The sequence below is a fragment of the Streptomyces sp. NPDC021356 genome, from assembly GCF_040641015.1.
Lineage (GTDB): Bacteria > Actinomycetota > Actinomycetes > Streptomycetales > Streptomycetaceae > Streptomyces.
The window spans coordinates 1-26,787 of sequence record NZ_JBFACU010000056.1 but is presented as its reverse complement, the minus strand read 5'-3'; the positions used below and the strand labels follow the sequence as shown (position 1 = coordinate 26,787).

Here is a 26,787-nt window from a genome sequence, read left to right as displayed (position 1 = left end):
CGGCCAGGACGGCGGGGGGTCCCGCCGGGTGAGCAGGGCACCGGCCAGGACGGCGGGGGGTCCCGCCGGGTGAGCAGGGCACCGGCCAGGACGGCGGGGGGTCCCGCCGGGTGAGCAGGGCACCGGCCAGGACGGCCGGAGGTCCCGCCGGGTGAGCAGGGCACCGGCCAGGACGGCCGGAGGACGCCGAGGGAGAAGAGCACCGGGCAGGAGCGCCGTAGCCGCCGGTCGGCCCGGGCCCGGGGGCGGGGCCGGGGGCGTATTACGCCAACCGTGCGGTGTTCCACTGTTCTCGGGACGCGCGGGTCGCCGGTCCGTCACCATCGCCTGGTGTCGAGCACCGCTGCACTGCGCGCCCATCTGGTGCGTGCCGGACTGGCCGGGGTCGTGGCCACCACGCGTGAGGTGAGCCTGCGGAGTTATCGGCTGTTCGCGGCCGGGGACCCCCGCGCGCTGATCGGGATCGACCCCGAACATCCCTGGGGGCAACGGGAACTGATCGGGTTGATGGCGCGCAAGTGCGGGGTTTCGGCCGATCCGCTGCACACCTTCGGCCATGATGTGATTGACCCGGAGCTGACCCTGGCCGCCCTCGGCGCCTTCGCGGACGGGCTCCGCGCGGCCGCCCGGCGCCGGGCGGCGGTGCTCCTCGGTACCGGGCACCCGCACCGGCTGCTCGGTTTCTACGCCGCTCTGGCGGACGCCTTGTCGGCGGCGGGATGTACTGTCCTCACCCCGGCGCAGGGTCGCTGTGTCGACATAACGACCCGGTTCGGTCTACGTACGCACCGCCTCGACTACGTACGCGGAGTCGCCCTGGTACGGCCCGCCGGCCCCGAACGCCCCGGTTGTGAGCCCGGCGCGCACACGCATTCGCCGCTCCCGGTTCGGGTGGCGCTCGACGCGGCCGCGGACGTCGGCGGGCCGCTGCCCGGGCTGGTGATCGGGGACCACGGCTGGGTCTGCGGAGCAGGTCAGCTGGGGTTCGAGGCCATGGGGCTGGCCGACACGGACGATCCCGCCCCGTTCGTGGGGCAGGCGGAGGGGCGCGTGTCCGTCGTCGTTCCACTTGATGACGGTGTGCGAGCCGCGTACTACCGTCCGCTCATCCGCTACGTGCTCAATCGAGCGGGTCTGTCGCCGTAGGTCGTCGATGCGTGCACCTCTTCCCCACTCGCATCACCCGCCCCTAGTCTGGGGAGTGAGCACGCAGCGACGAAGAGTCACCGGAAGGGGAAGCCGGTGGCCGTCGAGTGCGGAAGGTGCAGGTGTGTCATGGCTGCAGCTGACCAGAGGCCTCTGAACGAGGTTCAGTTCCTTACCGTGGCGGAGGTCGCCTCGGTGATGCGAGTGTCGAAGATGACCGTGTACCGGCTGGTGCACAGCGGTCATCTGCCCGCGATCCGGGTGGGGCGGTCCTTCCGCGTCCCGGAGCAAGCGGTTCACGAGTACCTTCGCGAGAGCTATGTGGGGGTGGAAACCGCCTGACGGCGCCGGAGGGGTCCGTCCTGTGGCAGCCGGACGGCACGGGCGCCACACGGCACCGCCGGATCCCTCCGGAACCTCGATTAACGACCTCAGCACTCGGGCGGGTAGGCTAGCCCCTCGTAGGTCGTGTGGGCCCATGGCGCCCAAACACCGAGTGATGAGAAGTGAGCGAGGGTAGTCGTGGGCTCTGTTATCAAGAAGCGGCGCAAGCGGATGGCCAAGAAGAAGCACCGCAAGCTGCTGAAGCGCACCCGCGTCCAGCGTCGCAACAAGAAGTAGTGACGCCGGTCGCCACTCGTTAGTGCGCGACATCGCGAGAGCGTGTCCGTGGCCCCTCACCCGTGCGGTGGGGGGCCACACGCGTCACATACCGCAGTCGGCAGTCATCGCAGTGCGACATCGACGAGATAGGTTGGCCGCACACGGGGAACGCGGCACGCGACCTGGAGGAAGGCGCTGAGCTTGGGACAGATCGTGCTCGTGACCGGAGCCGCCCGCCGGCTCGCCGGCCGGTTCGTCCGGCGGATCCAGCGTGACCCCCAGGTGGACCGGGTGGTCGCGGTGGACGCGGTCCCGCCCGAGCACCATCTGGGCGGCGCCGACTTCGTCCAGGCGGACATCCGGCAGCCCACCATCGCGCGGGTGCTGGCCGAGACGTCCGCCGACACGGTCGTCCACATGGACGTGACCGGGACCGCGCTGGGCGGCGGCAGCCGGGCCACGGTCAAGGAGACCAACGTCATCGGCACCATGCAACTGCTGGGTGCCTGCCAGAAGTCCCCGAGCGTGCGGCGGCTGGTGGTGAAGTCCAGCACCAACGTCTACGGCTCCGCGCCCCGCGACCCGGCGGTGTTCACCGAGACCACCCCGGCCAAGTCCCTGCCGAGCGGCGGCTTCGCGAAGGACGCCGTCGAGGTCGAGGGGTACGTGCGGGGCTTCGCGCGGCGCCGCCCCGACGTGGCCGTGTGCGTGCTCAGGTTCGCCAACATCCTCGGGTCGACGGTGGACACCCCGCTCGCGTCCTACTTCGCGCTGCCGGTGCTGCCCACGGTGTTCGGCTACGACCCGCGGCTGCAGTTCGTGCACGAGGACGACGTGATCGACGTCCTGCGCACCGCCTCGTACGAGCCCCGCCGGTCCACGCTGAACAGCGGCACCTTCAACATCGCCGGGGACGGGGTGCTGCTGCTGTCGCAGTGCGCGCGGCGGCTCGGCCGCCCCACCGCGCCGCTGCTGCTGCCGGCGGTCACCTGGGCGGGCTCGCTGGTGCGTACGCTGGGCATGACGGACTTCTCGCCCGAGCAGATCCGGCTGCTCACCCACGGCCGGGTCGTGGCCACGGACGAGATGCGCCGGACGCTGGGATTCGTGCCCCGGTACACGACCGCCGAGACCTTCGCGGACTTCGTCCGCAGCCGCGGCCCCGGGCTGCTGCCGCCCGAGGCCCTCGCGGGGGCCGTCGACCGGCTCGCCACGCTGTCCCACCGGGGCGGCGGCCACCCACCGACGCCGAGCGCCAACTGAGGAGCGCAGCAACGATGGCGGACGCCAAGGTCATTCCGTTCGACGACGACCGGTCCCGAGGGGGCGCGGGAGCGCGGCCGTCGCGGCGCCGGAGCGCGGGGAGCCGGCGTGCCGGCGGGGATCCCGCCGTGGTCCGGGAGGTCCAGCCGCTGCCGACGCGAGCGGCGGGACAGGACGAGGGCGCGGTGAGCGGTGAGCCCGCGCCCGGCCGGCCGGCGCAGGCACAGGCGGCGTCCCGGGAGGGCGACGGCGGCGGGCTGGAGCGGCGGCTCGCGAGCGGTCTGTCGTTCCTGCGGCGGCGCCTGACCGGGGAGTACGAGGTCGACGACTTCGGCTACGACGCCGAACTGACCGACCAGGTCCTGATGTCCTTGCTGCGGCCGGTGTACGAGAAGTACTTCAGGGTCGAGGTGAAGGGCGTCGAGAACATCCCGAAGGAGGGCGGCGCGCTGATCGTCGCCAACCACTCGGGCACGCTCCCGCTGGACGGGCTGATGATGCAGGTCGCCGTCCACGACCACCATCCTGCCGGCCGGCATCTGCGACTCCTCGCGGCCGACCTGGTCTTCGTGCTGCCGGTGGTCAACGAGCTGGCCCGCAAGCTGGGTCACACCCTGGCGTGTGCCGAGGACGCCGAACGGCTCCTGGGGCAGGGGGAGCTGGTCGGGGTGATGCCGGAGGGCTTCAAGGGCATCGGGAAGCCGTTCAGCGAGCGCTACAAGCTGCAGCGTTTCGGCCGGGGCGGTTTCGTCTCCACGGCGCTGCGGCAGAGGGCGCCGATCATTCCGTGCTCGATCGTCGGGGCGGAGGAGATCTACCCCATGATCGGCAACGCCAAGACCCTCGCGCGGCTCCTGGGTTTCCCGTACTTTCCGCTGACGCCGACCTTCCCGTGGCTGGGACCGCTGGGCGCGGTTCCCCTCCCCACGAAGTGGACGATCCAGTTCGGCGAGCCGATCCCGACGGACGGGTATCCGCCGGAGGCGGCCGAGGACCCGATGCTGATGTTCAACCTGACCGACCAGGTCCGCGAACAGATCCAGCACACGCTGTACAAGTTGCTGGTGCAGCGGCGGTCGGTTTTCTTCTGACGCCCGCCACGGGCTGCACGGGGCTGTCCGGCGGGGTGGGAGACGTCGAGCCGCCGGGCGGAGTCCGGCGCAGCTGCGCGAAGCCTGCGGAGCAGTGCGAGGGCAGCAGACAGGAGGGGCCAGGTTGCCGGTGCAGCGGCGGTCGGTCTTCTTCTGAGGGCCGGTGTTTTCTGAGGGTCAGACTTTCCTGAGCAGCGGTGTTTTTCTGAGGTTCGGTCCGGTCTTCCTGGCGGGCGGGGTGGGCCGCCCGCCAGGAGCCCTTGCTACTTCGCGTCCTCGCCGTCGATGCCCAGGCCGGGCAGGAGGCCCGGGAGGAGGGGTGGGATCGTGACGTCGGGGTCGCTGGTGGGCGACTTGCCGGCGGACGGTGAGGCGCTGCCGCTGGACTGCGGTGGGTCGAGCAGGCCGCCGGTGGTGCCGCCGATCAGGCCGTCGCCGTTCTCGCTGCCGCCGCCCGCCGACGCGCTGGGGCTGCCGCTGCCGGAGCGGTGGCTGCCCGGAGGGCTGCCCTTTCCGGTGCTGGGCGGAGCGGAGTGGCCCGCGGAGCCGCTGGGCCCGGACGGGGACGCCGGTGCCGCCCGGTGCCGTCCGGTGCCGCCGTCGGCCGGGGCGGCGGGCTGGGGGAGCAGCGACTGGAGCGGGGCGACCTCTTCGTCTATGGCGTCGAACACCGACGAGACCTGGTCGCCGACGTCGCCGAGCTGCACGGGCAGCTTCTGGCGCAGCGCGCCCCACGCGTCGCGGTGGGACTTGGAGAAGGCGGAGAGCGCCTGGATGGGGCCCAGGGACTCCGGATCGCGCTCGTACGCCTCGTGCAGCAGGCGGTGGCCCTCGGTGGCGTCGTGCTGCATCCCGGACAGGGTGCGGCGGATCTCGCCGAGGGACTCGTGGTCGAGGTGGCCGCCGCGGCCCCGCTCCAGCAGCCGTCTGGCCTCGCTCAGCCGGGTGGAGGCGAGATCCAGGAAGGCCTGCCCCTGGCTGTCCGCCCCGTCGGTCAGGTAGTTGAGCTTGAAGTCCTCGATGCCTCGCTTGAGGCCGTACAGCGAGTCACCGGGGAGGGCGTCGGAGCTGGCGGCGGCCACTCCGCCGAAGGCGCCGGCGGCCACCCCCACGCTGAGCCCGCCCGCGGCCAGGCCCTTGGTCAGCCGTGTACGCGGCCGCAGTTTCCCCAGGCCGCTCGCCCGGTGCGCGCCCTTGCCGCGGTGGCCCCGCTGACCGGGCACCGACAGCTCATTCGCCTCGCCCGCCGCGGTGCCCTCCTGCAGCATGGCCTCCATCGCGGCCACGAGTTGGGCTCGCTGGACGGCCTTGACCTCGGGGTCCAGTTCCGGCCGGGGCAGCGTGGCGAGACCGGTGGCGAGGGCCATCAGGCGGCCCTGCTCGGTCTGCTCCGCCGCTGCCGGGGCCGGTTCCGGTCCTTCGGTCTGCTCGGCCGCCGTGCCCTGGTCGGACAAGTCCTCCAGGGCCTGGGCGAAGGCGTTCGCCCGCCGGTGCGCCGATACGTTCGCGATCACTGGCGGCACCTCCTCTCGTCATGACGGTCGACTCCCCCGGGGTCCTGAGGGTTGCACGCCCGCGCCCGCGCCACACGATCGAGTGATCAGCGTGGGCCAAGGCGTGACCATAGGGAGCCTGTATCCCGCACAACGAGCGGCTCGGCACTTCGGTTACGGACGGCCCGGGATCCGGTCGCGAAGTCAACGTACCGCAACACAGGGTGAGTTGACCGTCGCTCGGTGTCGCCCGGTGTGGGCGCGGTCAGCGGGCGTCGTCGGGGAGCAGCCGGGCGAGGGTGCGGACCGCCCGGTACTGGAGGGTCTTGATCGCGCCCTCGTTCTTGCCCATCACGCGGGCGGTCTCGGCGACGGACAGACCCTGGAGGAAGCGGAGGGTGACGCACTCCTGCTGCTGGGGGTTGAGCCGTCGTACGGCGTCCAGCAGCGCGGCGTTGGACAGCGACTCCAGGACGGAGTCCTCGGGCGAGCGCTCGACCTCGTTGGCGTCGAGCATCTCGCCGGTGGTGACCTCCAGCCGGAAGCGGCTGGACTTGAAGTGGTCGGCGACGAGGTTGCGGGCGATGGTGACCAGCCAGGCGCCGAAGTCGCGGCCCTGCCAGGTGAAGGTGCCGATGCGGCGCAGGGCCCGCAGGAAGGTCTCGCTGGTGAGGTCCTCGGCGGTCGCCTTGCCGCCCACGCGGTAGTAGATGTACCGGTACACGGTGTCGCTGTACTGGTCGTAGAGGCGGCCGAAGGCATCGGCCTCGCCGGCCTGGGCGCGCTCGACGAGGTCCATCATCCGGGCGCTGTCGCTGTCCGCGGCGGGACGGCGGACGGGGGCCGTCGCGGCGGAGCGCGCTCGTCTGCCGGCCGCCCGCCCGTCGCCGGACCGCCGCCCCTCGACGACGGCGCTGCGCGCGGGCACCTGCTCGATGCCGTCGGCCAGCGCGTAGCACGGGCCGAGCGGCGCTGCGGTGGCGAAGGCGGGGCCGGCGTACGCGGTGGGGACGAGGGCGCGCAGCAGGTCGAGGACCGTTGCGCGGAGCGTAGCCAGGCCCGAGGCGTCAACCCCGACGTGTGGGTACACGGGACTCCCAGAGGCAGAGCTTGCATCACGTGCAGTACGGAACCATTCACCCGTCGTAGCGACGGAAGGGTGCCGGATTGCGTCTGAGGAGAATAACGCTTCGTACAGGCACTGCTACACCGAGTTGCTCAAATCATCGATTACGTCGCTTCAGTAACCGATTGACAACCGATCGTGTGCCACAGAGTGACCGTTTGTTGATCGGTCTGGTTCGTCTTCGGTGTGGGTCGGGGGCAGGTCGTGGCGGTGTACCGCCAACGGGAATGGCCAGGGCGGTACGGCGGGACGTTCGGTCGTTTGACCGGAATCCGGGTGCGCCGCGTGTCTGTGACCGATGTTGTCCTGTGTTGTCCCTGTGATGTGCGTGACCGGAGGTGCGCCGATGGCGGTGGACGGCGACGGCGACGGCGGTGCGACGGGGATGGCGGTGCGACGGGGACGGGGACGGTGCGCGGGGCGGCTGCGGCCGGGCGCGGGCGGTCGAGGCTACCGGCGTCGGCGGTGCAGGGCGATCGCCGCCGCGGTGCCGCCCGCGACCGCGCCGACGCCCGCCGCCGCGGGGATGCCGACCTTCGCCGCCTTGCGGCCCGTGCGGTAGTCGCGCAGGCGCCAGTCCTTCTCCCGGGCGTGTCGGCGGAGCTTGGCGTCGGGGTTGATGGCGTAGGGGTGGCCGACCAGCGACAGCATGGGGATGTCGTTGTGCGAGTCGCTGTAGGCCGCGCAGCGGGACAGGTCCAGGCCCTCGGCCGCCGCCAGCGCGCGGACCGCCTCCGCCTTCGCCGGGCCGTGCAGCGGTTCGCCGACGAGGCGGCCGGTGTAGACGCCGGCGACCGACTCGGCCACCGTGCCGAGCGCGCCCGTCAGGCCCAGGCGGCGGGCGATGACCTGGGCGATCTCGACGGGGGCCGCGGTGACCAGCCACACCTTCTGGCCGGCGTCGAGGTGGGCCTGGGCGAGCGCCCGGGTGCCCGGCCAGATCCGCTCGGCCATGTACTCGTCGTAGATCTCCTCGCCGATGGACTTCAGCTCCGAGACGCGGTGGCCCTTGACGATGGAGAGCGCCGAGTCGCGGGCCTCCTGCATGTGTTCGGGGTCCTCGACGCCGGCCAGCCGGAACCAGGCCTGCTGCCAGGCGAACCGGGCGAGGTCGCGGGTCTCGAAGAACTTCCGTTTGTACAGGCCCCGCCCGAAGTGGAACAGGGCGGCGCCCTGCATGACGGTGTTGTCGAGGTCGAAGAAGGCGGCGGCGCGGTCGTCCCCGTGCACGGGGAACTCCGGTTCCTCCGGCGCGGGCGCCGGGACGTCCGTCTCCTGAGTGGACTTGCGCGCTGCCTCCGCCGAGGCCTCGCCTGCCAACACGCTCCGCGCCGTGGCGGAGCGCCTACGGGGGGTGAGCCATCCGAGAGCGGCCATGGCGTGAGCATAGCCAGTCTGTTCGGGGGCTTCGGAGCCGTGAGGTTCGGATGCCGTGAACTCTGCGCGGCCTGCCGTTGAAGGGATCGACGCGCGGGGCCCGCCGGAGTGTCCGGGGAGCGGGCGCGGCGGAGGGTGCCGGGGCGTTCGCGGAAGAAGGCCGCAGCGGGGCGACAATGGCCCGCATGAGTCCGCTCTTCCGCCGCAAGCCGACCGCCCCCCAGGACCGGCTCGTCACCCTCGTCCGCAAGCCCGGCTGCCATCTGTGCGACGACGCGCAAGGGGTCGTCGAGAAGGTGTGCGCGCAGCTCGGTGTCCGCTGGGAACAGAAGGACATCACCGAGGACCCGCACCTGCACGACCAGTACTGGGAGCAGATCCCGGTCGTCCTGATCGACGGCGAGCAGCACACATTCTGGCGCGTGGACGAGGAACGGCTGCGCCGGGCGCTCGCCGGCTGAGGGGCGCGGCGCTCGGGTGCGGGTCCCGTGCGCCCCGCGTGAACTGACCGACGGGTACAAAGTGGCCGAAAGTCGCTTAGGATCGACGGCGACTTGGTCTCGGGGGCGGTGATCACAGAGGAGCGTGTGCGGTTTTGCCCCCAACAAGTAAGGAACGCGGGCGCGGGTGTGCCGGTTCCGCATGTTCACGTCGGGGGCGCGTGACCCCGGTCACGTTGGCCGGGCAAATCGGACACCATCTTTGTGCACGCGTTCACAAAGACATAGCCTGCTGTCGACGGGGTGGTCCGGGAACGTATGACCGCCCACAGCCCCGCTCTACCCGCAGGAGCACCGTGGCAACTGGCCGAACTCACCGACCGGCGACCCGTAGCCGAGGAATTCCCGAGGCCACCGTCGCCCGGCTTCCGCTGTACCTCCGAGCCCTGACCGCACTGTCGGAGCGCTCGGTGCCCACGGTCTCCTCCGAGGAGCTGGCGGCAGCGGCGGGGGTCAACTCCGCCAAGCTGCGGAAGGACTTCTCCTACCTCGGCTCCTACGGGACCCGTGGCGTGGGCTACGACGTCGAGTACCTCGTCTACCAGATCTCCCGCGAACTGGGGCTCACCCAGGACTGGCCGGTTGTGATCGTCGGTATCGGTAACCTCGGCGCCGCGCTCGCCAACTACGGCGGCTTCGCCTCGCGCGGCTTCCGGGTCGCCGCGCTCATCGACGCCGACCCCGCCATGGCCGGGAAGCCGGTCGCCGGGATCCCGGTCCAGCACACCGACGAGCTGGAGGCGATCATCCGGGACAACGGCGTCTCCATCGGCGTGATCGCGACGCCGGCGGGCGCCGCCCAGCAGGTCTGCGACCGGCTCGTCGCCGCCGGTGTGACCTCCATCCTGAACTTCGCGCCGACCGTGCTGAACGTCCCCGAGGGCGTCGACGTGCGCAAGGTCGACCTCTCCATCGAACTCCAGATCCTGGCCTTCCACGAGCAGCGCAAGGCCGGTGAGGAGGCCGCCGCCGAGGGCGCGGTGCCCGCCACCGCGGCCCGGAAGCACTCCGCCGACCAGGGGCCCGACGGGGACGTACCCGCCGTGATGCCGGCATGAGCCTCCTCGTCGTCGGACTGAGTCACCGCAGCGCCCCCGTCAGCGTCCTGGAGCGCGCCTCCCTGAACGCGGACGACCGGGTCAAGCTGCTCCAGGACACCGTCGCCGCGGAGCCGGCCACCGAGGCCGCCGTCCTGGCCACCTGCAACCGCATCGAGCTGTACGCCGACGTGGACAAGTTCCACGCCGGTGTCGCCGAGCTGTCCACGCTGCTCGCCCAGCACAGCGGGGTCGGCCTGGAGGAACTCACTCCCTATCTCTATGTGCACTACGAGGACCGGGCCGTCCACCACCTCTTCTCGGTGGCCTGCGGCCTGGACTCGATGGTCGTCGGCGAGGGGCAGATCCTCGGCCAGATAAAGGACTCCCTGGCCCGCGCGCAGGAGCTGCACACCGCCGGGCGCCTGCTGAACGACCTGTTCCAGCAGGCCCTCAGGGTGGGCAAGCGGGCGCACTCCGAGACCGGCATCGACCGCGCGGGCCAGTCCCTGGTCACCTTCGGCCTGGAGCAGCTGTCCGCGGGCGTGGCCGTCACCGACTGGGCGCGCGGCAAGAAGGCCCTGGTCATCGGTGCCGGTTCGATGTCGTCGCTGGCCGCCGCCACGCTGGCCCGCGCCGGGGTCGGCGAGATCGTCATCGCCAACCGCACCCGGGAGCGCGCCGAGCGCCTGGCCCGGACCCTCACCGAGGGCGACGACACGCACGTGCCGGCCCGCGCGGTACCGATGGACGCGGTACCGGTCGAGCTGACACGTGCAGACATCGCCGTCTCCTGTACCGGCGCGACGGGACTCGTCCTGACGGCCGGGACGATCGCCGCCGCGGTCGAGGGACGTACGGCCGCGCCCGTCGCGCACCCGGCCGCCCCGCAGCGCCGTACGGCCCCCGCGGCCGCGCCGGACCAGCGCGAGACGCCGCCGGCGCCCGCACCCGCCGCTGCCGAGGAGGGCTGCCCGCTCGACCTGGCCACCGTGGAGCAGCTGGCCGGTGTGGAGCCCGGCTTCTCCCTGCTCGGCGAGTCCGCGGTCGCCGGCATCGACGCGGCCACGCTGGAGCAGCACGGCGCCTGGGTGGACGGCGGCACCTCCCTGCTGGAGCGGGGCCGCGCACGCGACGCGCAGGCGGAGGCCGGTGCCGACGTCGAGCTGATCACCGCGCTCGCGGCGACCGCCGCCACCGTCGGCCGCGTGCCCGAGCTGCGCAAGCCCGAACCGGTCGCGGTGCTCCAGCGCCCCGAACCGGTCCTCTTCCTCCTCGACCTGGCCATGCCCCGCGACGTCGACGCGGCCGTGCACCGGCTGGCCGGGGCACGCCTCGTGGACATCGAGTCGCTCGCCGAGGCCTCCGCCGACGCACCGATGGCGGCCGACGTCGACCAGGTCCGCCGTATCGTTTCCGACGAGGTCGCGGCCTTCGGGGCGGCCCAGCGGGCGGCGCACATCACGCCCACCGTCGTCGCCCTGCGCTCGATGGCCGCCTCCGTCGTGACCAGCGAGATCGCCCGCCTCGAAGGGCGGCTGCCCGGCCTCGACGACAAGCACCGGGCAGAGATCACCCAGACCGTGCGGCGCGTCGTCGACAAGCTGCTGCACGCCCCGACCGTGCGGGTCAAGCAGCTCGCGGCCGAACCCGGCGGCGCCGGGTACGCCGACGCGCTGCGCACCCTGTTCGACCTCGACCCGGAGACGGTGGCCTCCGTCACCCGGGCCGACGAAGACTCCGAGAAGAACGGCAAGAACCGAGGGCCGGCATGAGTAACAAGGCACTGAGGCTCGGGACCAGGCGCAGCAAGCTCGCCATGGCCCAGTCCGGGCAGGTGGCGGAAGCCGTGAGCCAGGTGACCGGACGGCCCGTCGAGCTGGTCGAGATCACCACGTACGGCGATGTCTCCCGCGAGCACCTGGCGCAGATCGGCGGCACGGGCGTGTTCGTGGCGGCGCTGCGCGAGGCGCTGCTGCGGGGTGAGGTGGACTTCGCGGTTCATTCGCTCAAGGACCTGCCCACCACGCAGCCCGAGGACCTGGTCCTGGCCGCGATACCCGAGCGCGAGGACCCGCGTGACGTGGTCGTCGCCCGGGACGCGCTGAAATTCACCGATCTCGCCGCGTCGTCCCCGAAGGGGACGGCACGCATCGGCACCGGCGCCCCGCGCCGCATGGCCCAGCTGAACGCGTACGCACGCGCCCACGGCCTGGACATCGAGACCGTCCCGATCCGGGGCAACGTCGACACCCGCATCGGGTACGTCCGCAGCGGTGAGCTGGACGCGGTGGTCCTGGCCGCGGCCGGACTGAACCGGATCGGCCGCAGCGACGAGGTGACCGACTTCCTGTCGGTCGACACGGTTCTGCCCGCCCCCGGCCAGGGGGCACTGGCGATCGAGTGCAGGGCGGGGACCACCGCCCAGGACACTGAGCTGATCGCCGCGCTCGCCCGGCTCGACGACCCGCTCACGCGGGCCGCCGTGACGGCCGAGCGATCACTGCTCGCCGCCCTGGAGGCCGGTTGCAGCGCCCCTGTGGGTGCTTTGGCCGACCTCCTGGCCGACGGGCAGACTGTCAAGGAAATGCGCCTGCGGGCCGTCGTCGGCACGACCGACGGCACCACGCTGGTGCAGCTGTCCACCACCGGTCCCGTGCCCCAGACGCACGACGATGCGATGGCGTTCGGTCGCGAACTCGCCACCGAGATGCTCGCGCAGGGCGCGGCCGGTCTGATGGGGGAGCGAGCACATTGAGCCCCACCACCCTTCCCGCCGGTCCTGAACACGGGCACGTCACCTTCCTCGGTGCCGGACCCGGAGATCCGGGACTGCTCACACTGCGCGCCGTCGAGGCGCTGGCGAACGCGGACGTCCTCGTCGCCGAGCACGAGGTGCTCGACGTCGTCCGCACGCACGCCCGGCAGGGCGTCGCCGTCGTGGACACGGACGGCGACCCCACGCGGGGCGTCGTTCCGGGCACGGGCACACCTCAGCTCACGGTGGTTGACAGCACGTCAGCCACCGTCGGGGCCCCCGCGGTGCGGGATGCCGCACATCTTGTCATGGAGGCCGCACGGGGCGGCAGGCGGGTCGTCCGTGCGGTGACCGGTGACCCGGGGCTGGACACGGACGCCGCCGCGGAGATGCTCGCGTGCGCCGCCGCGGGCGTCCCCTTCGAGGTCGTCCCCGGCATCGCGAGCGCCGTCGGTGTGCCCGCGTACGCCGGTGTGCCGCTGCGGGACGCCGAGGGCACCGACGTACGGTTCGTCGACGCCCGCACGGCCTCCGACCGCTGCTGGACGGAGGTCGGCGCCTCCGACGGCACGGTGGTCGTGTCGACGACGCTGGACTCGGTGGCCGCCACGGCCGGCGAACTCGTCTCGGCCGGCCGCAAGCCGGACACCCCGATGACGGTGACCGTCGCCGGTACGACCACCCGGCAGCGCACCTGGACCGCCACCCTCGGCACGGTCGCGCAGACCCTGAAGCAGGCCAAGGTCCTGCCGTCCCCGGACGGCGGCCGGACGGTGATAGCCGTGGTCGGCGAGCGCAGCGCCGCCGCGGCGCGGCGCGACCAGCTGTCGTGGTTCGAGTCCAAGCCGCTGTTCGGCTGGAAGGTCCTCGTGCCGCGCACCAAGGAGCAGGCCGCCTCGCTCTCCGAGCAGCTGCGCTCCTACGGCGCCGTGCCGCACGAGGTCCCCACGATCGCCGTGGAGCCCCCGCGCACCCCGCAGCAGATGGAGCGCGCGGTCAAGGGCCTGGTCACCGGCCGCTACGAGTGGATCGCGTTCACCTCCGTCAACGCGGTCAAGGCGGTCCGCGAGAAGTTCGAGGAGTACGGGCTCGACGCCCGCGCCTTCGCCGGCATCAAGGTCGCCGCGGTCGGCGAGCAGACCGCCAACGCGCTGATCGCCTTCGGCGTGAAGCCCGACCTGGTCCCGAGCGGCGAGCAGTCGGCCGCGGGCCTGCTGGAGGACTGGCCGCCCTACGACCCGGTCTTCGACCCGATCGACCGCGTCTTCCTGCCGCGCGCCGACATCGCCACGGAGACGCTGGTCGCCGGGCTGATCGAGCTGGGCTGGGAGGTCGACGACGTCACGGCCTACCGCACGGTCCGCGCCTCGCCGCCGCCGGCGGAGACCCGTGAGGCGATCAAGGGCGGCGGTTTCGACGCGGTGCTCTTCACCTCGTCCTCGACGGTCCGCAACCTGGTCGGCATCGCGGGCAAGCCGCACAACGTCACGGTGATCGCCTGCATCGGCCCGGCGACGGCCAAGACGGCGGAGGAACACGGCCTGCGCGTCGACGTGATGGCCCCCGAGCCGTCCGTCCTCAAGCTGGCCGAGGCCCTGGCCGACTTCGGCCTGCGCCGCAGGGCCGCAGCCCTGGAGGCCGGCGACCCGGTCACCCGGCCGAGCGAGCGGCGTCCGGGGGCGCGGAGGCGTCGGTCCACGACGTAGCGGTGAGCGGATGAACGACGGCGGGGCGTGCCTTGGGGCGCGCCCCGCCGTCGTGCGTGGTGGGGCGCACGCCGAGCGACGCGAACTCGCCGGTTCGCCGGACTGCCTTCCACCGGCGCCGGGAAACACGTGATCCGGTGAGGCGGGAGCCGGGGCTTCGGGACGTAAAAAGACCAAAGAACCCAGGGAAATAACCAACCAACCAAACCAAACCCGGCGTAGGTCACCCGGGCGGGTGAAATCGGTCGGTCTGGGTGGCGCGGCGGCTGGTCGGGCGGGCAGTCTCAGCTCGGAAAACCCATACATACGTCGGCCCCCGCCGGGACTGCCATCCCAGTGCGAGGGCCTGACCAACGAGGAAGCGAAGCCCTCTTCCCCATGGCTGAGAAGAAGCCTAGTGGCGCCCCGCGCCCGAATCACGGTGTTCCGGCAAGTACCACCCCCACCGGTGTCACCCACGTACGCACGTACCAGTCGGGCCAGTACGTCGTCGTCGGCAACCACCTCGCGCAGCACCGCGAGTTGTCGCTGACCGCGATCGGGCTGGCGACGCACATCCTGTCGGTGCCCGAGGGCACCCCGGTCGACATCCGCAGCCTCACCGAGCGCTTCCCCGAGGGGCGCGACCGGATCGCCTCCGCGCTCCGCGAGCTGGAGGCGCACGGCTACCTGGAGCGGGTACGGGAGCACACGGAGGCGGGCCGTCTGGTCACCCGGACGTACGCCCACCACACGCCCGCAGCGGCCCAGCGGGCAGCCGTGTCCGCGCCGGTGCCGCCGCAGGTGGCCGCCCGGCCGATCGTGCCGCATGCCCGCGCGCAGAAGCGAGCGCACGGTACGCCTGTGCAGGGCACGGACACGTCCCCGGAGGGTGATCAAGCCGTCCGGCAGGCGGAAGCGGTGCCGGACGGCGGGCCGGTACGGGACGGTGGTCCGGTGCGGGACGGCGAGGCGGTGGTGCCCGCGGTGCCCCGGCCGCGGTCCGTGACGGGGCGGCCTCGGCCGTCGATGGCGCCCGAGCCGCTGCCGCCGGACGGGCCGGGAGCCCGCGACCGGCGCTGTGACAAGCGCTACGACAAGGCCGTCACGCTGCTCGCCGGGCTGCGCCGTGCCGACGGCCGGCTCGTCCTCTCGCTCCGCGACGTGAACGCGCTGGCCCCGAGCGTCGTCGACTGGCTGGACAGGGGCGTCCCCCTCGTCGACATCCACCGCGCCCTGGTGACCGGTCTGCCCACCGAGATGAACCACCCGGCAGGTGTCCTCGCCTACCGCCTGCGCGAACTGCGGCCGCCGCGGCTGCCCGCGGTGCCGGAGCGCCCGCCCGGCACGACGACACCCGCGGACGGTCCCCCGCGTCCGCATCCCTTCCAGGACTGCGACGGCTGCGAACGGGCCTTCCGGGCGCCCGCCCCCGGCCGTTGCCGCGACTGCCGGACGGAGCGGGCGACGGCAGTGCGCGGCGTCCTGTGCCCCGTGTGAGTCGCGGGCCAGGGACTCAGACCAGCGTCGTGATGCAGAACGGGTGGCCCGCCGGGTCCAGCAGGACCCGCCAGCGGTCGGGGGAGGGCTGGGTGGTGGGCTTCGTGGCTCCCAGGGTGAGCAGGTGCGCCTCGGCGGTGTCCAGGTCGTCGACGCCCACCTCCAGATGGGCCTGCTTCTCCTGGGTGGGGTCCGGCCAGGTGGGGCGGCGGTAGTCGGCGATGCGGTTGAAGCCGAGGCCGGGGGTGCCGTCCTTGGCGAGGAAGACGAAGTCGTCCGTGGCGAAGGCGACCGGCAGGTCCAGGACCTCGCCGTAGAAACGGCCCAGCTCGGCGGGGTCGGCGCAGTCGAAGGTGACGGCTGCGTAGCGGAACGAGGGGGCGGAGTTGCTGTTCTCAGCGCTCATGCGAGAACCGTAGGACGGGACCAGGACAGTTCCGGTCCTGGTCGTGCGCGCACTGTGGAACACTTCCGGCGTGATCAGTGCCTCCGCCCGGTTGCTGCGGCTGGTCTCCGTGCTGGCCGCCCGCCCCTCGTGGACCTGCGCCGAGCTGGCCGCGCGCACCGGGGTCACCGAGCGCACGGTGCGGCGGGACGTCGCCAGGCTCCGGGAGATCGGCTACGTCGTCGAGTCCGAGCCGGGGCCGTGGGGCGGGTACCGGCTGCGGGCCGGGTCGAGGGTGCCGCCGCTGATCCTGGACGACGAGGAGGCGCTCGCCGTCGCCGTCGGGCTGCGCGAGGCGGCGCTGAGCGGCGCCCTCGGCGGTGACCAGGCCGCGTTGTCGGCGCTGCTGAAACTGCGGCAGGTGCTGCCCCCGCGGATCGCCGAGCGGCTGGAGGAGATGGACGCGGCCTTCGTGCCCCTGCCCCGGGCCAGCGAACCGCAGATCACCCCTGCCATGCTCCTCGACCTGGCCGCCGCGTGCCGCCGGGGTGAGCGCGCCCGGCTGGCGTACCGGGACGGGCAGGGCCGGGCCACCGTCCGGGACGTCGATCCCCACCGGCTCGTCCACACCGGGCGCCGCTGGTACTTCGTCGCCCGGGACGTGGCACGGGACCAGTGGCGTACGTTCCGGGCCGACCGGGTCGAGCGCATCCAGCCGACCGGGCAGCCGGTGGACCTGACCGACCCGCCCGACCCGGCGCAGCTCGTCTCCCGCTCCACCGCGAACGGCCCCTACCCGCTGTCCGCGACGGTCCGGCTGCGGGTGCCGATGGAGCAGGCGCTGAAGTTGATCCCGGCGACGGTCGGCACGCACCGGTCGGACGGGCCCGGCGCCACGGTGGTGGACGTCGGCGGGCCGGACGCCGACGGGCTCGCCGCCTATCTGCTCGGCCTGGGCGTGCCGCTGCGGGTGCTGGCCCCGGCGGCCGTGCGCGAGGCCCTGGTGCGGCGTACGCGGGAACTCCTCGGCGACAACGACGTCGACGGCGACGAGGCCGCGGTGGTGGCGGGCCTTCCCGTACGATGACGGCCCGTCGCCGCCGGGGCCCGGCGGCCCGCCGGTGGAGCGGGTACCCGCCCTGCTGGACGCCCTGCTCCGTTTCGAGCTCGACCACCGCCGTCCCGCGCACGCCCTGCTCGCCGCCGTCCGCGCCGATCTCCGGCGTGTCCGGCGGTCGACACCGCGTCGGCAAAAGGGCGCCCGGGGCGGGCGTAGCGTAGTGGGCATGACGAAGTACGGATCCTTTCCCGGTACGCGACCTCGTCGGCTGCGCACCACACCCGCCATGCGGCGCATGGTCGCCGAGACCCGGCTCCACCCGGCGGACCTGATCCTGCCCGCGTTCGTGCGCGAGGGCGTCGGCGAGCCCGTGCCGATCGCGGCCATGCCCGGCGTGGTGCAGCACACGAGGGACAGCCTGAAGAAGGCCGCCGCCCAGGCCGCGGCGGCCGGGATCTCCGGGATCATGCTCTTCGGGGTGCCCGAGGAGGCCAAGAAGGACGGTCTCGGCACCGCCGGCACCGATCCGGACGGCATCCTCCAGGTCGCCCTGCGGGACGTGCGGGCCGAGGTCGGCGACGACCTGCTCGTCATGTCCGACCTGTGCCTGGACGAGTTCACCGACCACGGCCACTGCGGGGTCCTCGACGCCGAGGGCCGGGTCGACAACGACGCCACGCTGGAGCGGTACGCCGAGATGGCGCAGGTCCAGGCCGACGCGGGCGCCCACATCGTGGGGCCGAGCGGCATGATGGACGGCCAGATCGGTGTCGTCCGCGACGCGCTGGACCAGATCGGCCGCGAGGACGTGGCGATCCTCGCCTACACCGCGAAGTACTCCTCGGCCTTCTACGGGCCCTTCCGCGAGGCCGTCGGTTCCTCGCTCCAGGGCGACCGCAAGACCTACCAGCAGGACCCCGCCAACCTGCGGGAGTCGCTGCGCGAGCTGGCCCTCGACCTGGAGGAGGGCGCCGACATGGTCATGGTCAAACCGGCCGGCCCCTACCTGGACGTCCTCGCCAAGGTCGCCGACGCCGTGGACGTTCCCGTCGCCGCCTACCAGATCTCCGGCGAGTACTCGATGATCGAGGCCGCCGCCGAGAAGGGCTGGGTGGACCGGGACCGGGCGATCCTGGAGACCCTGACCGGCATCAAGCGGGCCGGGGCGCAGAACATCCTCACCTACTGGGCCGTCGAGGTCGCGCAGAAGCTGGGCTGAGGGACCGGCCGGGCGGCGGCCGTCGCGCACGGCCGCCCCAGCGACGCCGAGTCCGTGGACGGTCCCTCGTCGCGCACGCCCTCACCGTCGTTGCAGCCCGTGAGGGCGGCGGAGGCGGTGAGTACGAGCACCGTCGCGGCGAGCAGCCGGACACGGGCACGGGCACGGGTGGGACGTGCGGGCATGGGAGATCTCCCTGGGGGCGGGCACGGGCGGGTTCCTGCGGTGGTGAGTGGTGGGGAGCGGCGGGTGGCCGTGGCGGCTCGGTCGTGGGACCTGCCCAGCTTGACCGGCGGGAGAGGCCCCGCACCACAGCCTGCCGCCGATGTGGGACACCGGGACGCGGTCAGCGCTCCTGACCTGCGGAAACGGTGTCTCTCCGGGATGCGGTACGGGACGCCGGATCAGAAGTCCACGGCCGTGTCCATGTCGGTCTCCCAGTACGACACCATGAGCTTGTCGTCGACGTAGACGCTCTTGGAGGGCAGCGCCACCGTGGCGATGGAACCGTCGTCGAACGGGATCGTCAGGGTGTTCACGGTGTGCCCGTTGTCGCCGTCGCCCGACAGGAGGACGCCCGCGTAGCCGGACTGACCCGGCTCCAGCGTGGTCAGCGCCTGCGGCTTGGTGTCCTCGGCCACCGGCGGCACCGACTGCGCCTCGCCGAAGCGGGCGGCCGGGTACATCGGCAGCATGCAGGTCCGCGAACCGGTGTTGGTCGCGGTCAGCAGCAGGTGGTTGATGGGCCGGGAGACCTCGGCGGCCTTGAAACGGAGGCTCTTGGCACCGCACTTCGCGAGCTTCCCGGAGGACTCGTCGGAGGAGCCGGCGGCCTGCGAGCCCGTGCCGGAAGCGTGGGTGCCGCCGCTCTTCGAGGTGCCGCCGCCGACGGTGGTGCCCTTGCCGGACCCGGAACCCGAGCCCGAACCCGAGCCCGCCCCGGCGTCCGAGCCCGAGCCGGCGTCGCCCGGGGCCTTCCCGCCGTCGGCGGCGCCGGACGGCTGCTCGCTCTGCGCGGAGCCGACGGGAACGGCGGCGGACGTGGAACCGCCGGCGTTGTCGTCGCCGCCGCTCTGGCAGGCGGTCAGGGAGAGGGCGGCCACGGCGATCGCGGTGGCGGTGAACAGGCGGGCACGGCGGGTACGGCGGGTGCGGACAGACATGTGTACTCCTTCGTAAGCGGATCGTGTGGCTGTGGAGACCGGCGCTCAACCCGTTGCGGGGAGCGCCGTGTTCGACTGGTCCACAGCTTGTGGGAGACTCCGTCCCAGGCGCCACAGGTGCCGGAAGACGAGGGATGCTGGAACGCCGTAACCGGGTCTGACCTGCGGGAACGACTTCCGCCTGGAATGCCGTGCGGGGATGCGGGGAGAGGGAGAGAAGGTGGCGGGGGACGAGTTCGCCGAGCTGCTGCGGGAGTTGAAGGAGCGGTCCGGGCTCAGTTACGGAGCGCTCGGCAAGCGCCTGCACATGAGCGCGTCGACCGTGCACCGGTACGTCAGCGGTGACGTCGTGCCGACCGACTACGCCCCCGTCGAGCGGCTGGCCCGCCTCTGCCGGGCGACCCCCGACGAACTGCTCGAACTGCACCGCCGCTGGGTCCGCGCGGACGCGCTGCGGGGTACGAAGGGCACGGGGCCGGCCGCCGACTCCGACTCGGAGGCCGGTACCGACGCCGGTTCCGAGGCCGGTTCCGAGGCAGGCGTTCGCTCCGAGGGCGGGGCCGGGCGCGCAGCGCACCCCCGGCCCGAGGCCGGGTCCGCCTCCGAGCAGCCCGTCGGCCGTCCCGCCCCCGTCCGCGTTCCCGGGTCCGCGAACCATGCCGAGCGCGACCTCGCCGCCGCCCGCCCCCGCAAGCGCCGTCCCACCGCCCTGCTCGCCGGTGCCGGGATCGTGGCGGTCGCCGCGGCCACCGCGCTCGTCGTGAACCTGGTGCAGGGCGGCCACGGCGACCGGACCGGCGCCACCCGCGACGCCGCCGCCGTGTCCGCCACCGGGACCGGCCCGCGCACCACCGGCGCGGCGACCCCGCACAACAGCGCGTCCACGTCCCCCTCGCCCGTGCTCTCGCCTTCCTCCGCCCTGCCCCCGTCCGCCTCCGCGCACCGCACCCCCGCCCTGCCGGACCGCACCGCGCCACCCGGCGGGAACGGCGCGGCCGGGCGCGGCGCGGTGCCGCTCACGGTGGCCACCACCCCGTACTACTGGGACATGCCCTGCGACCAGAGCTTCCTGGTGGACCGCAGCCCGAAGAACGTGCCGACGCCGCCCGGTCTGCAGAACGTGGTCGGCTGGAGCACGGGACTCGGTGCGGTGGCCGCCGACCACCAGATGGTCGTGCTGACCGTGCAGGGCACCGGCAGCGAGACCGTCGTGCTACAAGCCCTGCACGTCCGGGTGGTGCGCAGTGACGCGCCGCTGACCTGGGACGAGTACGCGATGGGCAACGGCTGCGGCGGCGGGGTGGACACCAAGTCCTTCGACGTCTCGCTGGACCTGGGCAACCCGCTGGCCCAGCCCATCGCCGGCCAGCGGAACTTCCCGTACAAGGTCAGCGAGTCCGACCCCGAGGTCTTCTACGTCAACGGGCACACCGCCGACCACGACGTCAGCTGGTACCTGGAGCTGGACTGGTCCAGCGGCGACCGCCACGGCACCGTGCGCGTGGACGACCACGGCAAGCCGTTCCGCACCAGCGGCAGCCAGGGCCACCGGTACGTCAACCCGCTCGGCGGCCACGGCTGGGAGCGGGAACTCGGGTCCTGAGGGCGGACGGGCGGGACGCCGGAGGGGCCGGGCGGGCCTGGTTCGCCGCCCCGGGGCCGCCCAAGTTCCCTGCCGGGTTCTTCGGCGACAACGGGCTCACCACCGCCGAACCGGGCATCGTCCCCGTGCACCACTGGCGCCCGGACGGCGCGGCGCCCGTGCTCCGAACCCCGAGTACCTGGAGTCCCTGGAACTGATCGACCGGATCAGGTACGAGGACATCAACGACCTCTCGGCGGGCGACCCCAGCGTCTACGCGGCCATCGCCCGCAAGCCCTGACCGCTCACTTCAGCGAGGCCGTGAAGGCTTCCCAAGAGGCCGGTGAGACAAGGAGGGTGGGTGCGTCGGCGGTGTTCTTGGAGTCGCGGATGTGGATGGTGTGGGGGCAGGTGGCGACTTCGAGGCACTGTCCGCCCTCGTCGCCGCTGTAGCTGGACTTCCGCCAGGTGTAGGCGGCTTCGAGGCACTGGGCGCCCTCGTCGTCGCTGTAGCTCGACTTGAACCACTCAAGTGAGGTGCTCATTGATCTCCTAGCAGACGGTCGAGCAGGCCCTTCGACTCGCCGGGAGCCATGGCCTGTGACCGCAGCATCGCATACTTGCGCGACATGACAGATACCTCGTCCGGGTCCGCTACCCACTGGCTGCCGCGCTGCCCTTCAGTGTAGGCAAGTAGCTGGTGATCGGGCGTTTCCAGCAGAGTGAAAGGGCCGGTCAGCCCCGCGTGCCCGGATGTCCGCATCGGCAGGAACTGCAAGGAGAGCCCAGGCCGTTCCGCACACTCACGCAAACGCCGGAGCTGGTCCCGGCGAACCCTGTCCCCGCCGATCCGAAGATGCAGCACAGGCTCCCACACGATGAAGCTCATCGTCGGCGGGCACTTGCGCTGGAGGATCTCCTGACGGTCCACGCGCCCCGCGACCTTCGTCGCCAACTCGTCCTCGTCGTACGCCGGTACGCGCTCCGACAGTACGGCCCGCGCGTACGGCTCCGTCTGGAGCAGTCCCGGCAGTACCGCGTTGTCGTACCAGGAGAGCGAGACCGCCTCCCGCTCGTGCACCATGTACTGCTCGGCGTACATGGGGAACTGGTCGATCTCCGGAAGCTTGTCCACTCCGGCCAGCAACATCCCCTTGGTGTCGAGGAGTTCGTCCAGCGCCGCCGCGACATCCGGCATCAGCGGCCTTCTGCCCTGCTCGATCGACGCGATCGTCTCCTCGTCCACCACCAGCCGTTCCGCCAGCGCGCGCTGCGTGTAGCCGGCCGTCTTCCTCGCGGCCTGCACCTGCGCGCCCAGCATCTTCAGTGTCGAGAAGTTCTTCTTCCGCGGCAGTTTCCTGGTGCTCATGCCGGTCCAACTCCCCACGCCCCGCCCGGGGTGACCCTTGCCGACCCGTACAGATAACGCGTACGGGTTCACTCACTGATCCACCCTAGTGACTCTGCGCGACATTCACGCCGTGAAGACCGAAACAGGACTCCCCTACCAGCGCGACCAGCTCTACGGACGCGACCGCCACTCCGTTCCCGCCGCCCGGCGGTTCGCGGTGTGGTCGCTGCACTACTGGGGGCTGGCCGAGTGGGGCCGGGCCGAGGACGTGGCCCTGTGCACCAGCGAGCTGGCGACCAACGCCCTGCTGCACGGCGTACCGTCAGGGCGCGGCTTCCTGCTGCGCGTGCGCTACGACGGCGCCGTCGTACGCGTCGAGGTGCACGACAGCGGCGGTGGCACCCCGCGCATCCCGGAGGACCCCGCGGACGCGGCTGAGGGCGGACGCGGGCTGCTGCTCGTGTCCGCCCTCAGTGACAAGTGGGGCGTGGGGGAGCGGAACCCGGGCAAGGTGGTGTGGGCCGAGTTCGCGCGGTGACCGTCGCCGGTCCGGCCGGATCAGAGCCGTTCGGGAGTGCGGATGCCCAGCAGGGCCATGCCCTGGTGCAGCGTGCGGGCCGTGACGTCGCACAGGAACAGGCGGTTCTCCACCTGCTCGGGCGTCTCGGCCTTCAGCACCGGGCACTTGTCGTAGAACGTCGTGTAGAGGGACGCCAGCTGGTAGAGGTACGCCGTCAGCTTGTGCGGGGCGTACTCGGCGGCGGCCTCCGCGACCGTCTCCGCGAACCGGTCGGCGTGCAGCCCGAGCGCGCGCTCGGCCTCCGTCAGCTCCAGCTCCGGGTGCGCGGCCGGCACGGCCTCGCCCGCCTTGCGCAGGATCGACTGGATACGCGCGTACGCGTACTGGAGGTAGACGGACGTGTCGCCGTTGAGCGAGACCATCTGGTCCAGGTCGAACTTGTAGTCCCGGCTCGCCGACGTCGACAGGTCCGCGTACTTCACCGCGCCGATGCCCACCTGGGCGCCGCGCTCGGCGATCTCCTCCTCGGACAGGTCCAGCGCCTTCTCGCGCACCACCGCGGAGGCGCGGTCGATCGCCTCGTCGAGCAGGTCGACCAGGCGGACCGTCTCGCCCTCACGCGTCTTGAACGGCTTGCCGTCCTTGCCGAGGACCGTGCCGAAGGCGAGCTGCTGCGCCTTGACGCCCTCGTTCAGCCAGCCCGCCCTGCGCGCGGTCTCGAAGACCATCTTGAAGTGCAGGGACTGACGGGCGTCCACCACGTAGAGCAGGGTGTCCGCCTTCTGGTTGAAGACGCGGTCGCGGATCGCCGAGAGGTCGGTGGCCGCGTAGCCGTAGCCGCCGTCGGACTTCTGGACGATCAGCGGGACCGGGTTGCCGTCCGGGCCCAGGACGTCGTCGAAGAAGACGCACAGGGCGCCCTCCGAGCGGACTGCGACACCGGACTCCTCCAGGAGGCGGCAGGTCTCCGCCAGCATGTCGTTGTAGCCCGACTCGCCGACGATGTCCGCGTCCCGGATCTCCATGTCCAGCTTCTCGAAGACGGAGAAGAAGTAGATCTTCGACTCGTCGACGAACTTCTGCCACATCTGAAGCGTGCGCGGGTCACCCGCCTGGAGGTCGACCACCCGGCGCCGGGCACGCGTCTTGAACTCCTCGTCGGAGTCGAACTTCCTGCGCGCGGCCTTGTAGAGGCGGTCCAGGTTGGACATCGCCTCCTCGCCGCTGACCTCGCCGGCCTTGTGGTCCAGCTCGTGCGGGTGCTCGTCGAGGTACTGGATGAGCATGCCGAACTGGGTGCCCCAGTCACCGATGTGGTGGCGGCGCACCACGGTCTCCCCGGTGAACTCCAGGAGCTGCACCACCGAGTCGCCGATCACCGCCGAGCGCAGGTGGCCGACGTGCATCTCCTTCGCCACGTTCGGCTGGGCGTAGTCGATCACCGTGGTGCCCGGGTGGTCGGCGTGCGGCACGCCGAGCCGGCCGGCCGGGTCGGTGGCGCGCGCGGCCAGGTTCTCGGTGATCGCGCGGTCGGTGACCGTGATGTTGAGGAAGCCGGGGCCGGAGACCTCGATGTCCCCGATCAGGTCACCGGTGACCACCCGCTCGACGACCTGCGCCGCCAGCTCGCGCGGGTTCGCCTTCGCCTTCTTCGCCAGCGCCAGGATCCCGTTGGCCTGGAAGTCCGCTCGGTCGCTCCGTCGCAGCAGCGGGTCCGCGGCGGCGGCCTCCGGCAGGGCGGCCGAGAGGGCGTTCGCGAGACGCTGGTGGACGGAGGCGGTGAGGGACGTGACCGAGGCCATAGGAATGGGTGCCGTTCTCCTCGTGGGGATGGATAGTCACGGCCAGTATCCCATGGGGGGCAAAGCGAATTTTCCCGCCGCCCGGCCAACCCCGGCGCCCGCGGAGCCGTCCAACGCCTTGACAACGCGTTTTCGTGGATGCCGACCTGCCTGGGACAATGGAGCGGTCAGCCGTGCGACCGCATTGGCAGCTCACGGAGAACTTCAGGAAAGAGGACGTGCCGATCGTGGCTCAGAGCACCGAGACCACCGACTGGGTCTCCCGTTTCGCGGATGAGGTCATCGAGGAGTCGGAGCGTCGGGCCCCCGGCAAACCCGTCGTCGTCGCGTCCGGACTCTCCCCCTCCGGCCCCATCCACCTGGGCAACCTGCGCGAGGTCATGACCCCGCACCTCGTCGCCGACGAGGTGCGCCGCCGCGGCCACCAGGTGCGGCACCTGATCTCGTGGGACGACTACGACCGGTACCGCAAGGTCCCGGCGGGCGTCCCCGGCGTCGACGAGTCCTGGGCCGAGCACATCGGCAAGCCGCTGACCTCGGTCCCGGCCCCCGCCGGTTCGGAGCACCCGAACTGGGCGGAGCACTTCAAGGCCGCCATGGTCGCCTCGCTGGCCGAACTGGGCGTGGAGTTCGACGGGATCAGCCAGACCCGGCAGTACACCTCCGGTGTCTACCGCGAGCAGATCCTGCACGCGATGCGGCACCGCGGCGACATCGACGCGATCCTCGACCAGTACCGCACCAAGCCGAAGGCCGGTGCCAAGAAGCAGCAGAAGCCGGTCGACGAGGCCGAGCTGGAGGCCGCCGAGGGCTCGGGCGCCGCCGGCGAGGACGACGGCAGCTCCGGCTCCGCCGGGTACTTCCCGTACAAGCCCTACTGCGGCAACTGCGAGAAGGACCTCACCACCGTCACCTCCTACGACGACGACTCGACCGAGCTGACCTACACCTGCACGGCCTGCGCCTTCTCGGAGACCGTCCGGCTCAGCGAGTTCAACCGCGGCAAGCTGGTCTGGAAGGTCGACTGGCCGATGCGCTGGGCGTACGAGGGCGTGATCTTCGAGCCCTCCGGCGTCGACCACTCCTCGCCCGGCTCGTCCTTCCAGGTCGGCGGGCAGATCGTCGGCATCTTCGACGGGAAGCAGCCCATCGGCCCGATGTACGCCTTCGTCGGGATCTCCGGCATGGCGAAGATGTCCTCGTCCAAGGGCGGCGTGCCCACGCCCGGCGACGCGCTGAAGATCATGGAGCCGCAGCTCCTGCGCTGGCTGTACGCCCGCCGCCGCCCCAACCAGTCCTTCAAGATCGCCTTCGACCAGGAGATCCAGCGGCTGTACGACGAGTGGGACAAGCTGGCGGGCAAGGTCGCCGACGGCAGCGCGCTGCCCGGTGACGTCGCCGCCTACACGCGTGCCGTGGGCACCGCCGCCGGGGAACTGCCGAAGACCTCCCGCCCGCTGCCGTACCGCACGCTCGCCTCCGTCGCCGACATCACCGCCGGCCACCAGGACCAGGCGCTGCGCATCCTCAGCGAGCTGGACCCGGCCGACCCGCTCGGCTCCCTGGACGAGGCCCGCCCCCGGTACGACAAGGCCGAGGCGTGGATCAACACCCACGTCCCCGCCGAGGCGCGCACCATCGTGCGTGCCGAGCCCGACACCGACCTGCTCAAGTCCCTCGACGAGGCCTCCCTGCGGTCGCTGCGGCTGCTGCTCGACGGCCTGGCCGACCACTGGTCGCTCGACGGGCTCACCCACCTCGTCTACGGAGTGCCCAAGGTCCAGGCCGGTTTCTCCGCCGACGCCACGCCCAAGGAACTGCCCCCGGAGATCAAGACCGCCCAGCGGACGTTCTTCGCGCTCCTCTACCACCTGCTCGTCGGCCGCGACACCGGCCCGCGCCTGCCCACGCTGCTGCTCGCGGTGGGTCAGGAGCGGGTGCGGACGCTGCTCGGGGCGTAGCCACGCGGGACGCGCCGCACGCGAAGGGGGCCCTCCGCCTGGAGGGCCCCCTTTTCGTGTTGCCGTGCGTCTAGGACTTGTCCGGCCGATCATGTGACTACTTCGCAGTGGTGTCGTTGATGTGGACATGGGGCGGGGAGATCTGACGGATGCCGAGTGGGAACG

At 72.1% G+C, this 26,787-nt stretch carries 25 protein-coding genes; 16 read left to right on the top strand and 9 right to left on the bottom strand.

The features are described 5' to 3' along the window. Nucleotides 1-330 precede the first annotated feature (330 nt). The 5 genes from AB0G56_RS39290 (at nt 331) to AB0G56_RS39270 (ending at nt 4,103) form a co-directional block, all read left to right on the top strand. Nucleotides 331-1,146, top strand: a complete 816-nt coding sequence (locus AB0G56_RS39290) for a phosphatase (RefSeq protein ID WP_360980237.1) — start codon at nt 331-333, stop codon at nt 1,144-1,146. A 129-nt stretch (nt 1,147-1,275) separates the two neighbouring features. After that, nucleotides 1,276-1,488: a helix-turn-helix domain-containing protein gene (locus AB0G56_RS39285; protein WP_158771693.1), complete on the top strand. Its 213-nt coding sequence runs from the start codon at nt 1,276-1,278 to the stop codon at nt 1,486-1,488. A 180-nt stretch (nt 1,489-1,668) separates the two neighbouring features. Continuing rightward, the gene (locus tag AB0G56_RS39280) at nt 1,669-1,767 is read left to right on the top strand and encodes an AURKAIP1/COX24 domain-containing protein (RefSeq protein WP_003948845.1); all 99 of its coding nucleotides are present in this window, start codon (nt 1,669-1,671) and stop codon (nt 1,765-1,767) included. 183 nt (nt 1,768-1,950) lie between these two features. Further along, the gene (locus AB0G56_RS39275) at nt 1,951-3,012 is read left to right on the top strand and encodes an NAD-dependent epimerase/dehydratase family protein (RefSeq protein ID WP_360980234.1); all 1,062 of its coding nucleotides are present in this window, start codon (nt 1,951-1,953) and stop codon (nt 3,010-3,012) included. Between the two features lie 14 nt (nt 3,013-3,026). Further along, nucleotides 3,027-4,103 carry a lysophospholipid acyltransferase family protein gene (locus AB0G56_RS39270; protein ID WP_360980231.1) on the top strand — a complete coding sequence of 359 codons (1,077 nt, stop codon included), beginning with the start codon at nt 3,027-3,029 and terminating at the stop codon, nt 4,101-4,103. 263 nt (nt 4,104-4,366) lie between these two features. Here the strand turns inward: AB0G56_RS39270 and AB0G56_RS39265 are convergent, their stop codons facing one another. The 3 genes from AB0G56_RS39265 to AB0G56_RS39255 form a co-directional block, all read right to left on the bottom strand. Beyond that, a complete protein-coding gene (locus tag AB0G56_RS39265) occupies nt 4,367-5,617 on the bottom strand; it encodes a DUF5667 domain-containing protein (RefSeq protein WP_360980228.1) in 1,251 nt (416 codons plus the stop codon). A 244-nt stretch (nt 5,618-5,861) separates the two neighbouring features. Then, nucleotides 5,862-6,686, bottom strand: coding sequence for an ECF subfamily RNA polymerase sigma factor, BldN family (locus tag AB0G56_RS39260; RefSeq protein WP_360980225.1), 825 nt, complete (start codon nt 6,684-6,686; stop codon nt 5,862-5,864). 486 nt (nt 6,687-7,172) lie between these two features. Beyond that, nucleotides 7,173-8,099 carry an HAD-IB family hydrolase gene (locus AB0G56_RS39255; protein WP_360980222.1) on the bottom strand — a complete coding sequence of 309 codons (927 nt, stop codon included), beginning with the start codon at nt 8,097-8,099 and terminating at the stop codon, nt 7,173-7,175. 185 nt (nt 8,100-8,284) lie between these two features. Between AB0G56_RS39255 and AB0G56_RS39250 the strand changes: the two genes are divergently transcribed. The 6 genes from AB0G56_RS39250 to AB0G56_RS39225 all read left to right on the top strand — a co-directional run bounded on the left by AB0G56_RS39250 (nt 8,285) and on the right by AB0G56_RS39225 (nt 15,579). Then, nucleotides 8,285-8,560 carry a glutaredoxin family protein gene (locus tag AB0G56_RS39250; protein WP_360980219.1) on the top strand — a complete coding sequence of 92 codons (276 nt, stop codon included), beginning with the start codon at nt 8,285-8,287 and terminating at the stop codon, nt 8,558-8,560. Nucleotides 8,561-8,895: 335 nt separating this feature from the next. Then, nucleotides 8,896-9,657, top strand: coding sequence for a redox-sensing transcriptional repressor Rex (locus AB0G56_RS39245; protein WP_360980216.1), 762 nt, complete (start codon nt 8,896-8,898; stop codon nt 9,655-9,657). After that, entirely contained in the window at nt 9,654-11,411 is a 1,758-nt protein-coding gene (locus AB0G56_RS39240; protein ID WP_360980213.1) for a glutamyl-tRNA reductase, read from the top strand. Before AB0G56_RS39245 ends, AB0G56_RS39240 begins: the two co-directional genes overlap by 4 nt. Next, on the top strand, nt 11,408-12,394 hold the full coding sequence (gene hemC / locus AB0G56_RS39235; RefSeq protein ID WP_360980209.1) for a hydroxymethylbilane synthase: 987 nt from the start codon (nt 11,408-11,410) through the stop codon (nt 12,392-12,394). The genes AB0G56_RS39240 and hemC overlap by 4 nt, the downstream gene beginning before the upstream one ends. After that, nucleotides 12,391-14,100, top strand: coding sequence for a uroporphyrinogen-III synthase (locus AB0G56_RS39230; RefSeq protein WP_360980206.1), 1,710 nt, complete (start codon nt 12,391-12,393; stop codon nt 14,098-14,100). Before hemC ends, AB0G56_RS39230 begins: the two co-directional genes overlap by 4 nt. A gap of 378 nt (nt 14,101-14,478) precedes the next feature. Next, complete coding sequence (locus AB0G56_RS39225) at nt 14,479-15,579, top strand: helix-turn-helix domain-containing protein (protein WP_360980203.1); 1,101 nt, start codon at nt 14,479-14,481, stop codon at nt 15,577-15,579. A gap of 16 nt (nt 15,580-15,595) precedes the next feature. Here the strand turns inward: AB0G56_RS39225 and AB0G56_RS39220 are convergent, their stop codons facing one another. After that, the gene (locus tag AB0G56_RS39220; RefSeq protein WP_360980200.1) at nt 15,596-15,985 is read right to left on the bottom strand and encodes a VOC family protein; all 390 of its coding nucleotides are present in this window, start codon (nt 15,983-15,985) and stop codon (nt 15,596-15,598) included. Between the two features lie 70 nt (nt 15,986-16,055). Between AB0G56_RS39220 and AB0G56_RS39215 the strand changes: the two genes are divergently transcribed. Beyond that, nucleotides 16,056-17,051, top strand: a complete 996-nt coding sequence (locus tag AB0G56_RS39215) for a YafY family protein (RefSeq protein ID WP_360980197.1) — start codon at nt 16,056-16,058, stop codon at nt 17,049-17,051. A 199-nt stretch (nt 17,052-17,250) separates the two neighbouring features. Continuing rightward, nucleotides 17,251-18,243 carry a porphobilinogen synthase gene (gene hemB / locus AB0G56_RS39210; protein ID WP_360980194.1) on the top strand — a complete coding sequence of 331 codons (993 nt, stop codon included), beginning with the start codon at nt 17,251-17,253 and terminating at the stop codon, nt 18,241-18,243. On the opposite strand, the gene AB0G56_RS39205 is transcribed toward hemB, so the two are convergent. Both AB0G56_RS39205 and AB0G56_RS39200 read right to left on the bottom strand, forming a co-directional pair. Next, the gene (locus AB0G56_RS39205) at nt 18,207-18,428 is read right to left on the bottom strand and encodes a hypothetical protein (RefSeq protein WP_360980191.1); all 222 of its coding nucleotides are present in this window, start codon (nt 18,426-18,428) and stop codon (nt 18,207-18,209) included. The genes hemB and AB0G56_RS39205 overlap by 37 nt on opposite strands. Before the next feature lie 219 nt (nt 18,429-18,647). Beyond that, nucleotides 18,648-19,406, bottom strand: coding sequence for a DUF4232 domain-containing protein (locus tag AB0G56_RS39200; protein ID WP_360980188.1), 759 nt, complete (start codon nt 19,404-19,406; stop codon nt 18,648-18,650). Between the two features lie 199 nt (nt 19,407-19,605). On the opposite strand from AB0G56_RS39200, the gene AB0G56_RS39195 reads away from it, so the two are divergent. After that, nucleotides 19,606-21,009 (top strand): helix-turn-helix domain-containing protein, encoded by a 1,404-nt coding sequence (locus AB0G56_RS39195; protein WP_360980185.1) that lies wholly within the window; start codon nt 19,606-19,608, stop codon nt 21,007-21,009. A gap of 284 nt (nt 21,010-21,293) precedes the next feature. On the opposite strand, the gene AB0G56_RS39190 is transcribed toward AB0G56_RS39195, so the two are convergent. Beyond that, nucleotides 21,294-21,533, bottom strand: a complete 240-nt coding sequence (locus AB0G56_RS39190) for a DUF397 domain-containing protein (RefSeq protein ID WP_360980182.1) — start codon at nt 21,531-21,533, stop codon at nt 21,294-21,296. Beyond that, nucleotides 21,530-22,357, bottom strand: coding sequence for a helix-turn-helix transcriptional regulator (locus AB0G56_RS39185; protein WP_360980179.1), 828 nt, complete (start codon nt 22,355-22,357; stop codon nt 21,530-21,532). The genes AB0G56_RS39190 and AB0G56_RS39185 overlap by 4 nt, the downstream gene beginning before the upstream one ends. 112 nt (nt 22,358-22,469) lie before the next feature. Between AB0G56_RS39185 and AB0G56_RS39180 the strand changes: the two genes are divergently transcribed. Next, nucleotides 22,470-22,877: an ATP-binding protein gene (locus tag AB0G56_RS39180; protein ID WP_360980176.1), complete on the top strand. Its 408-nt coding sequence runs from the start codon at nt 22,470-22,472 to the stop codon at nt 22,875-22,877. A gap of 20 nt (nt 22,878-22,897) precedes the next feature. Here the strand turns inward: AB0G56_RS39180 and argS are convergent, their stop codons facing one another. Then, nucleotides 22,898-24,661: an arginine--tRNA ligase gene (argS, locus tag AB0G56_RS39175; RefSeq protein ID WP_360980173.1), complete on the bottom strand. Its 1,764-nt coding sequence runs from the start codon at nt 24,659-24,661 to the stop codon at nt 22,898-22,900. 218 nt (nt 24,662-24,879) lie between these two features. Here argS and lysS point away from each other — a divergent pair, with 218 nt between their 5' ends. After that, nucleotides 24,880-26,622, top strand: a complete 1,743-nt coding sequence (lysS, locus tag AB0G56_RS39170) for a lysine--tRNA ligase (RefSeq protein WP_360980170.1) — start codon at nt 24,880-24,882, stop codon at nt 26,620-26,622. Nucleotides 26,623-26,787: the final 165 nt, after the last annotated feature.

Bases quoted from the DNA above. Each gene is read 5' to 3' on its own strand.
- AB0G56_RS39225 (WP_360980203.1), top strand. From the start codon at position 14,479: ATGGCTGAGAAGAAGCCTAGTGGCGCCCCGCGCCCGAATCACGGTGTT.
- AB0G56_RS39195 (WP_360980185.1), top strand. From the start codon at position 19,606: ATGCGGGGAGAGGGAGAGAAGGTGGCGGGGGACGAGTTCGCCGAGCTG.
- AB0G56_RS39190 (WP_360980182.1), bottom strand. From the start codon at position 21,533: ATGAGCACCTCACTTGAGTGGTTCAAGTCGAGCTACAGCGACGACGAG.
- AB0G56_RS39270 (WP_360980231.1), top strand. From the start codon at position 3,027: ATGGCGGACGCCAAGGTCATTCCGTTCGACGACGACCGGTCCCGAGGG.
- AB0G56_RS39185 (WP_360980179.1), bottom strand. From the start codon at position 22,357: ATGAGCACCAGGAAACTGCCGCGGAAGAAGAACTTCTCGACACTGAAG.
- hemB (WP_360980194.1), top strand. From the start codon at position 17,251: ATGACGAAGTACGGATCCTTTCCCGGTACGCGACCTCGTCGGCTGCGC.
- AB0G56_RS39255 (WP_360980222.1), bottom strand. From the start codon at position 8,099: ATGGCCGCTCTCGGATGGCTCACCCCCCGTAGGCGCTCCGCCACGGCG.
- AB0G56_RS39205 (WP_360980191.1), bottom strand. From the start codon at position 18,428: ATGCCCGCACGTCCCACCCGTGCCCGTGCCCGTGTCCGGCTGCTCGCC.
- AB0G56_RS39220 (WP_360980200.1), bottom strand. From the start codon at position 15,985: ATGAGCGCTGAGAACAGCAACTCCGCCCCCTCGTTCCGCTACGCAGCC.
- AB0G56_RS39200 (WP_360980188.1), bottom strand. From the start codon at position 19,406: ATGTCTGTCCGCACCCGCCGTACCCGCCGTGCCCGCCTGTTCACCGCC.
- AB0G56_RS39285 (WP_158771693.1), top strand. From the start codon at position 1,276: ATGGCTGCAGCTGACCAGAGGCCTCTGAACGAGGTTCAGTTCCTTACC.
- AB0G56_RS39240 (WP_360980213.1), top strand. From the start codon at position 9,654: ATGAGCCTCCTCGTCGTCGGACTGAGTCACCGCAGCGCCCCCGTCAGC.
- hemC (WP_360980209.1), top strand. From the start codon at position 11,408: ATGAGTAACAAGGCACTGAGGCTCGGGACCAGGCGCAGCAAGCTCGCC.
- argS (WP_360980173.1), bottom strand. From the start codon at position 24,661: ATGGCCTCGGTCACGTCCCTCACCGCCTCCGTCCACCAGCGTCTCGCG.
- AB0G56_RS39250 (WP_360980219.1), top strand. From the start codon at position 8,285: ATGAGTCCGCTCTTCCGCCGCAAGCCGACCGCCCCCCAGGACCGGCTC.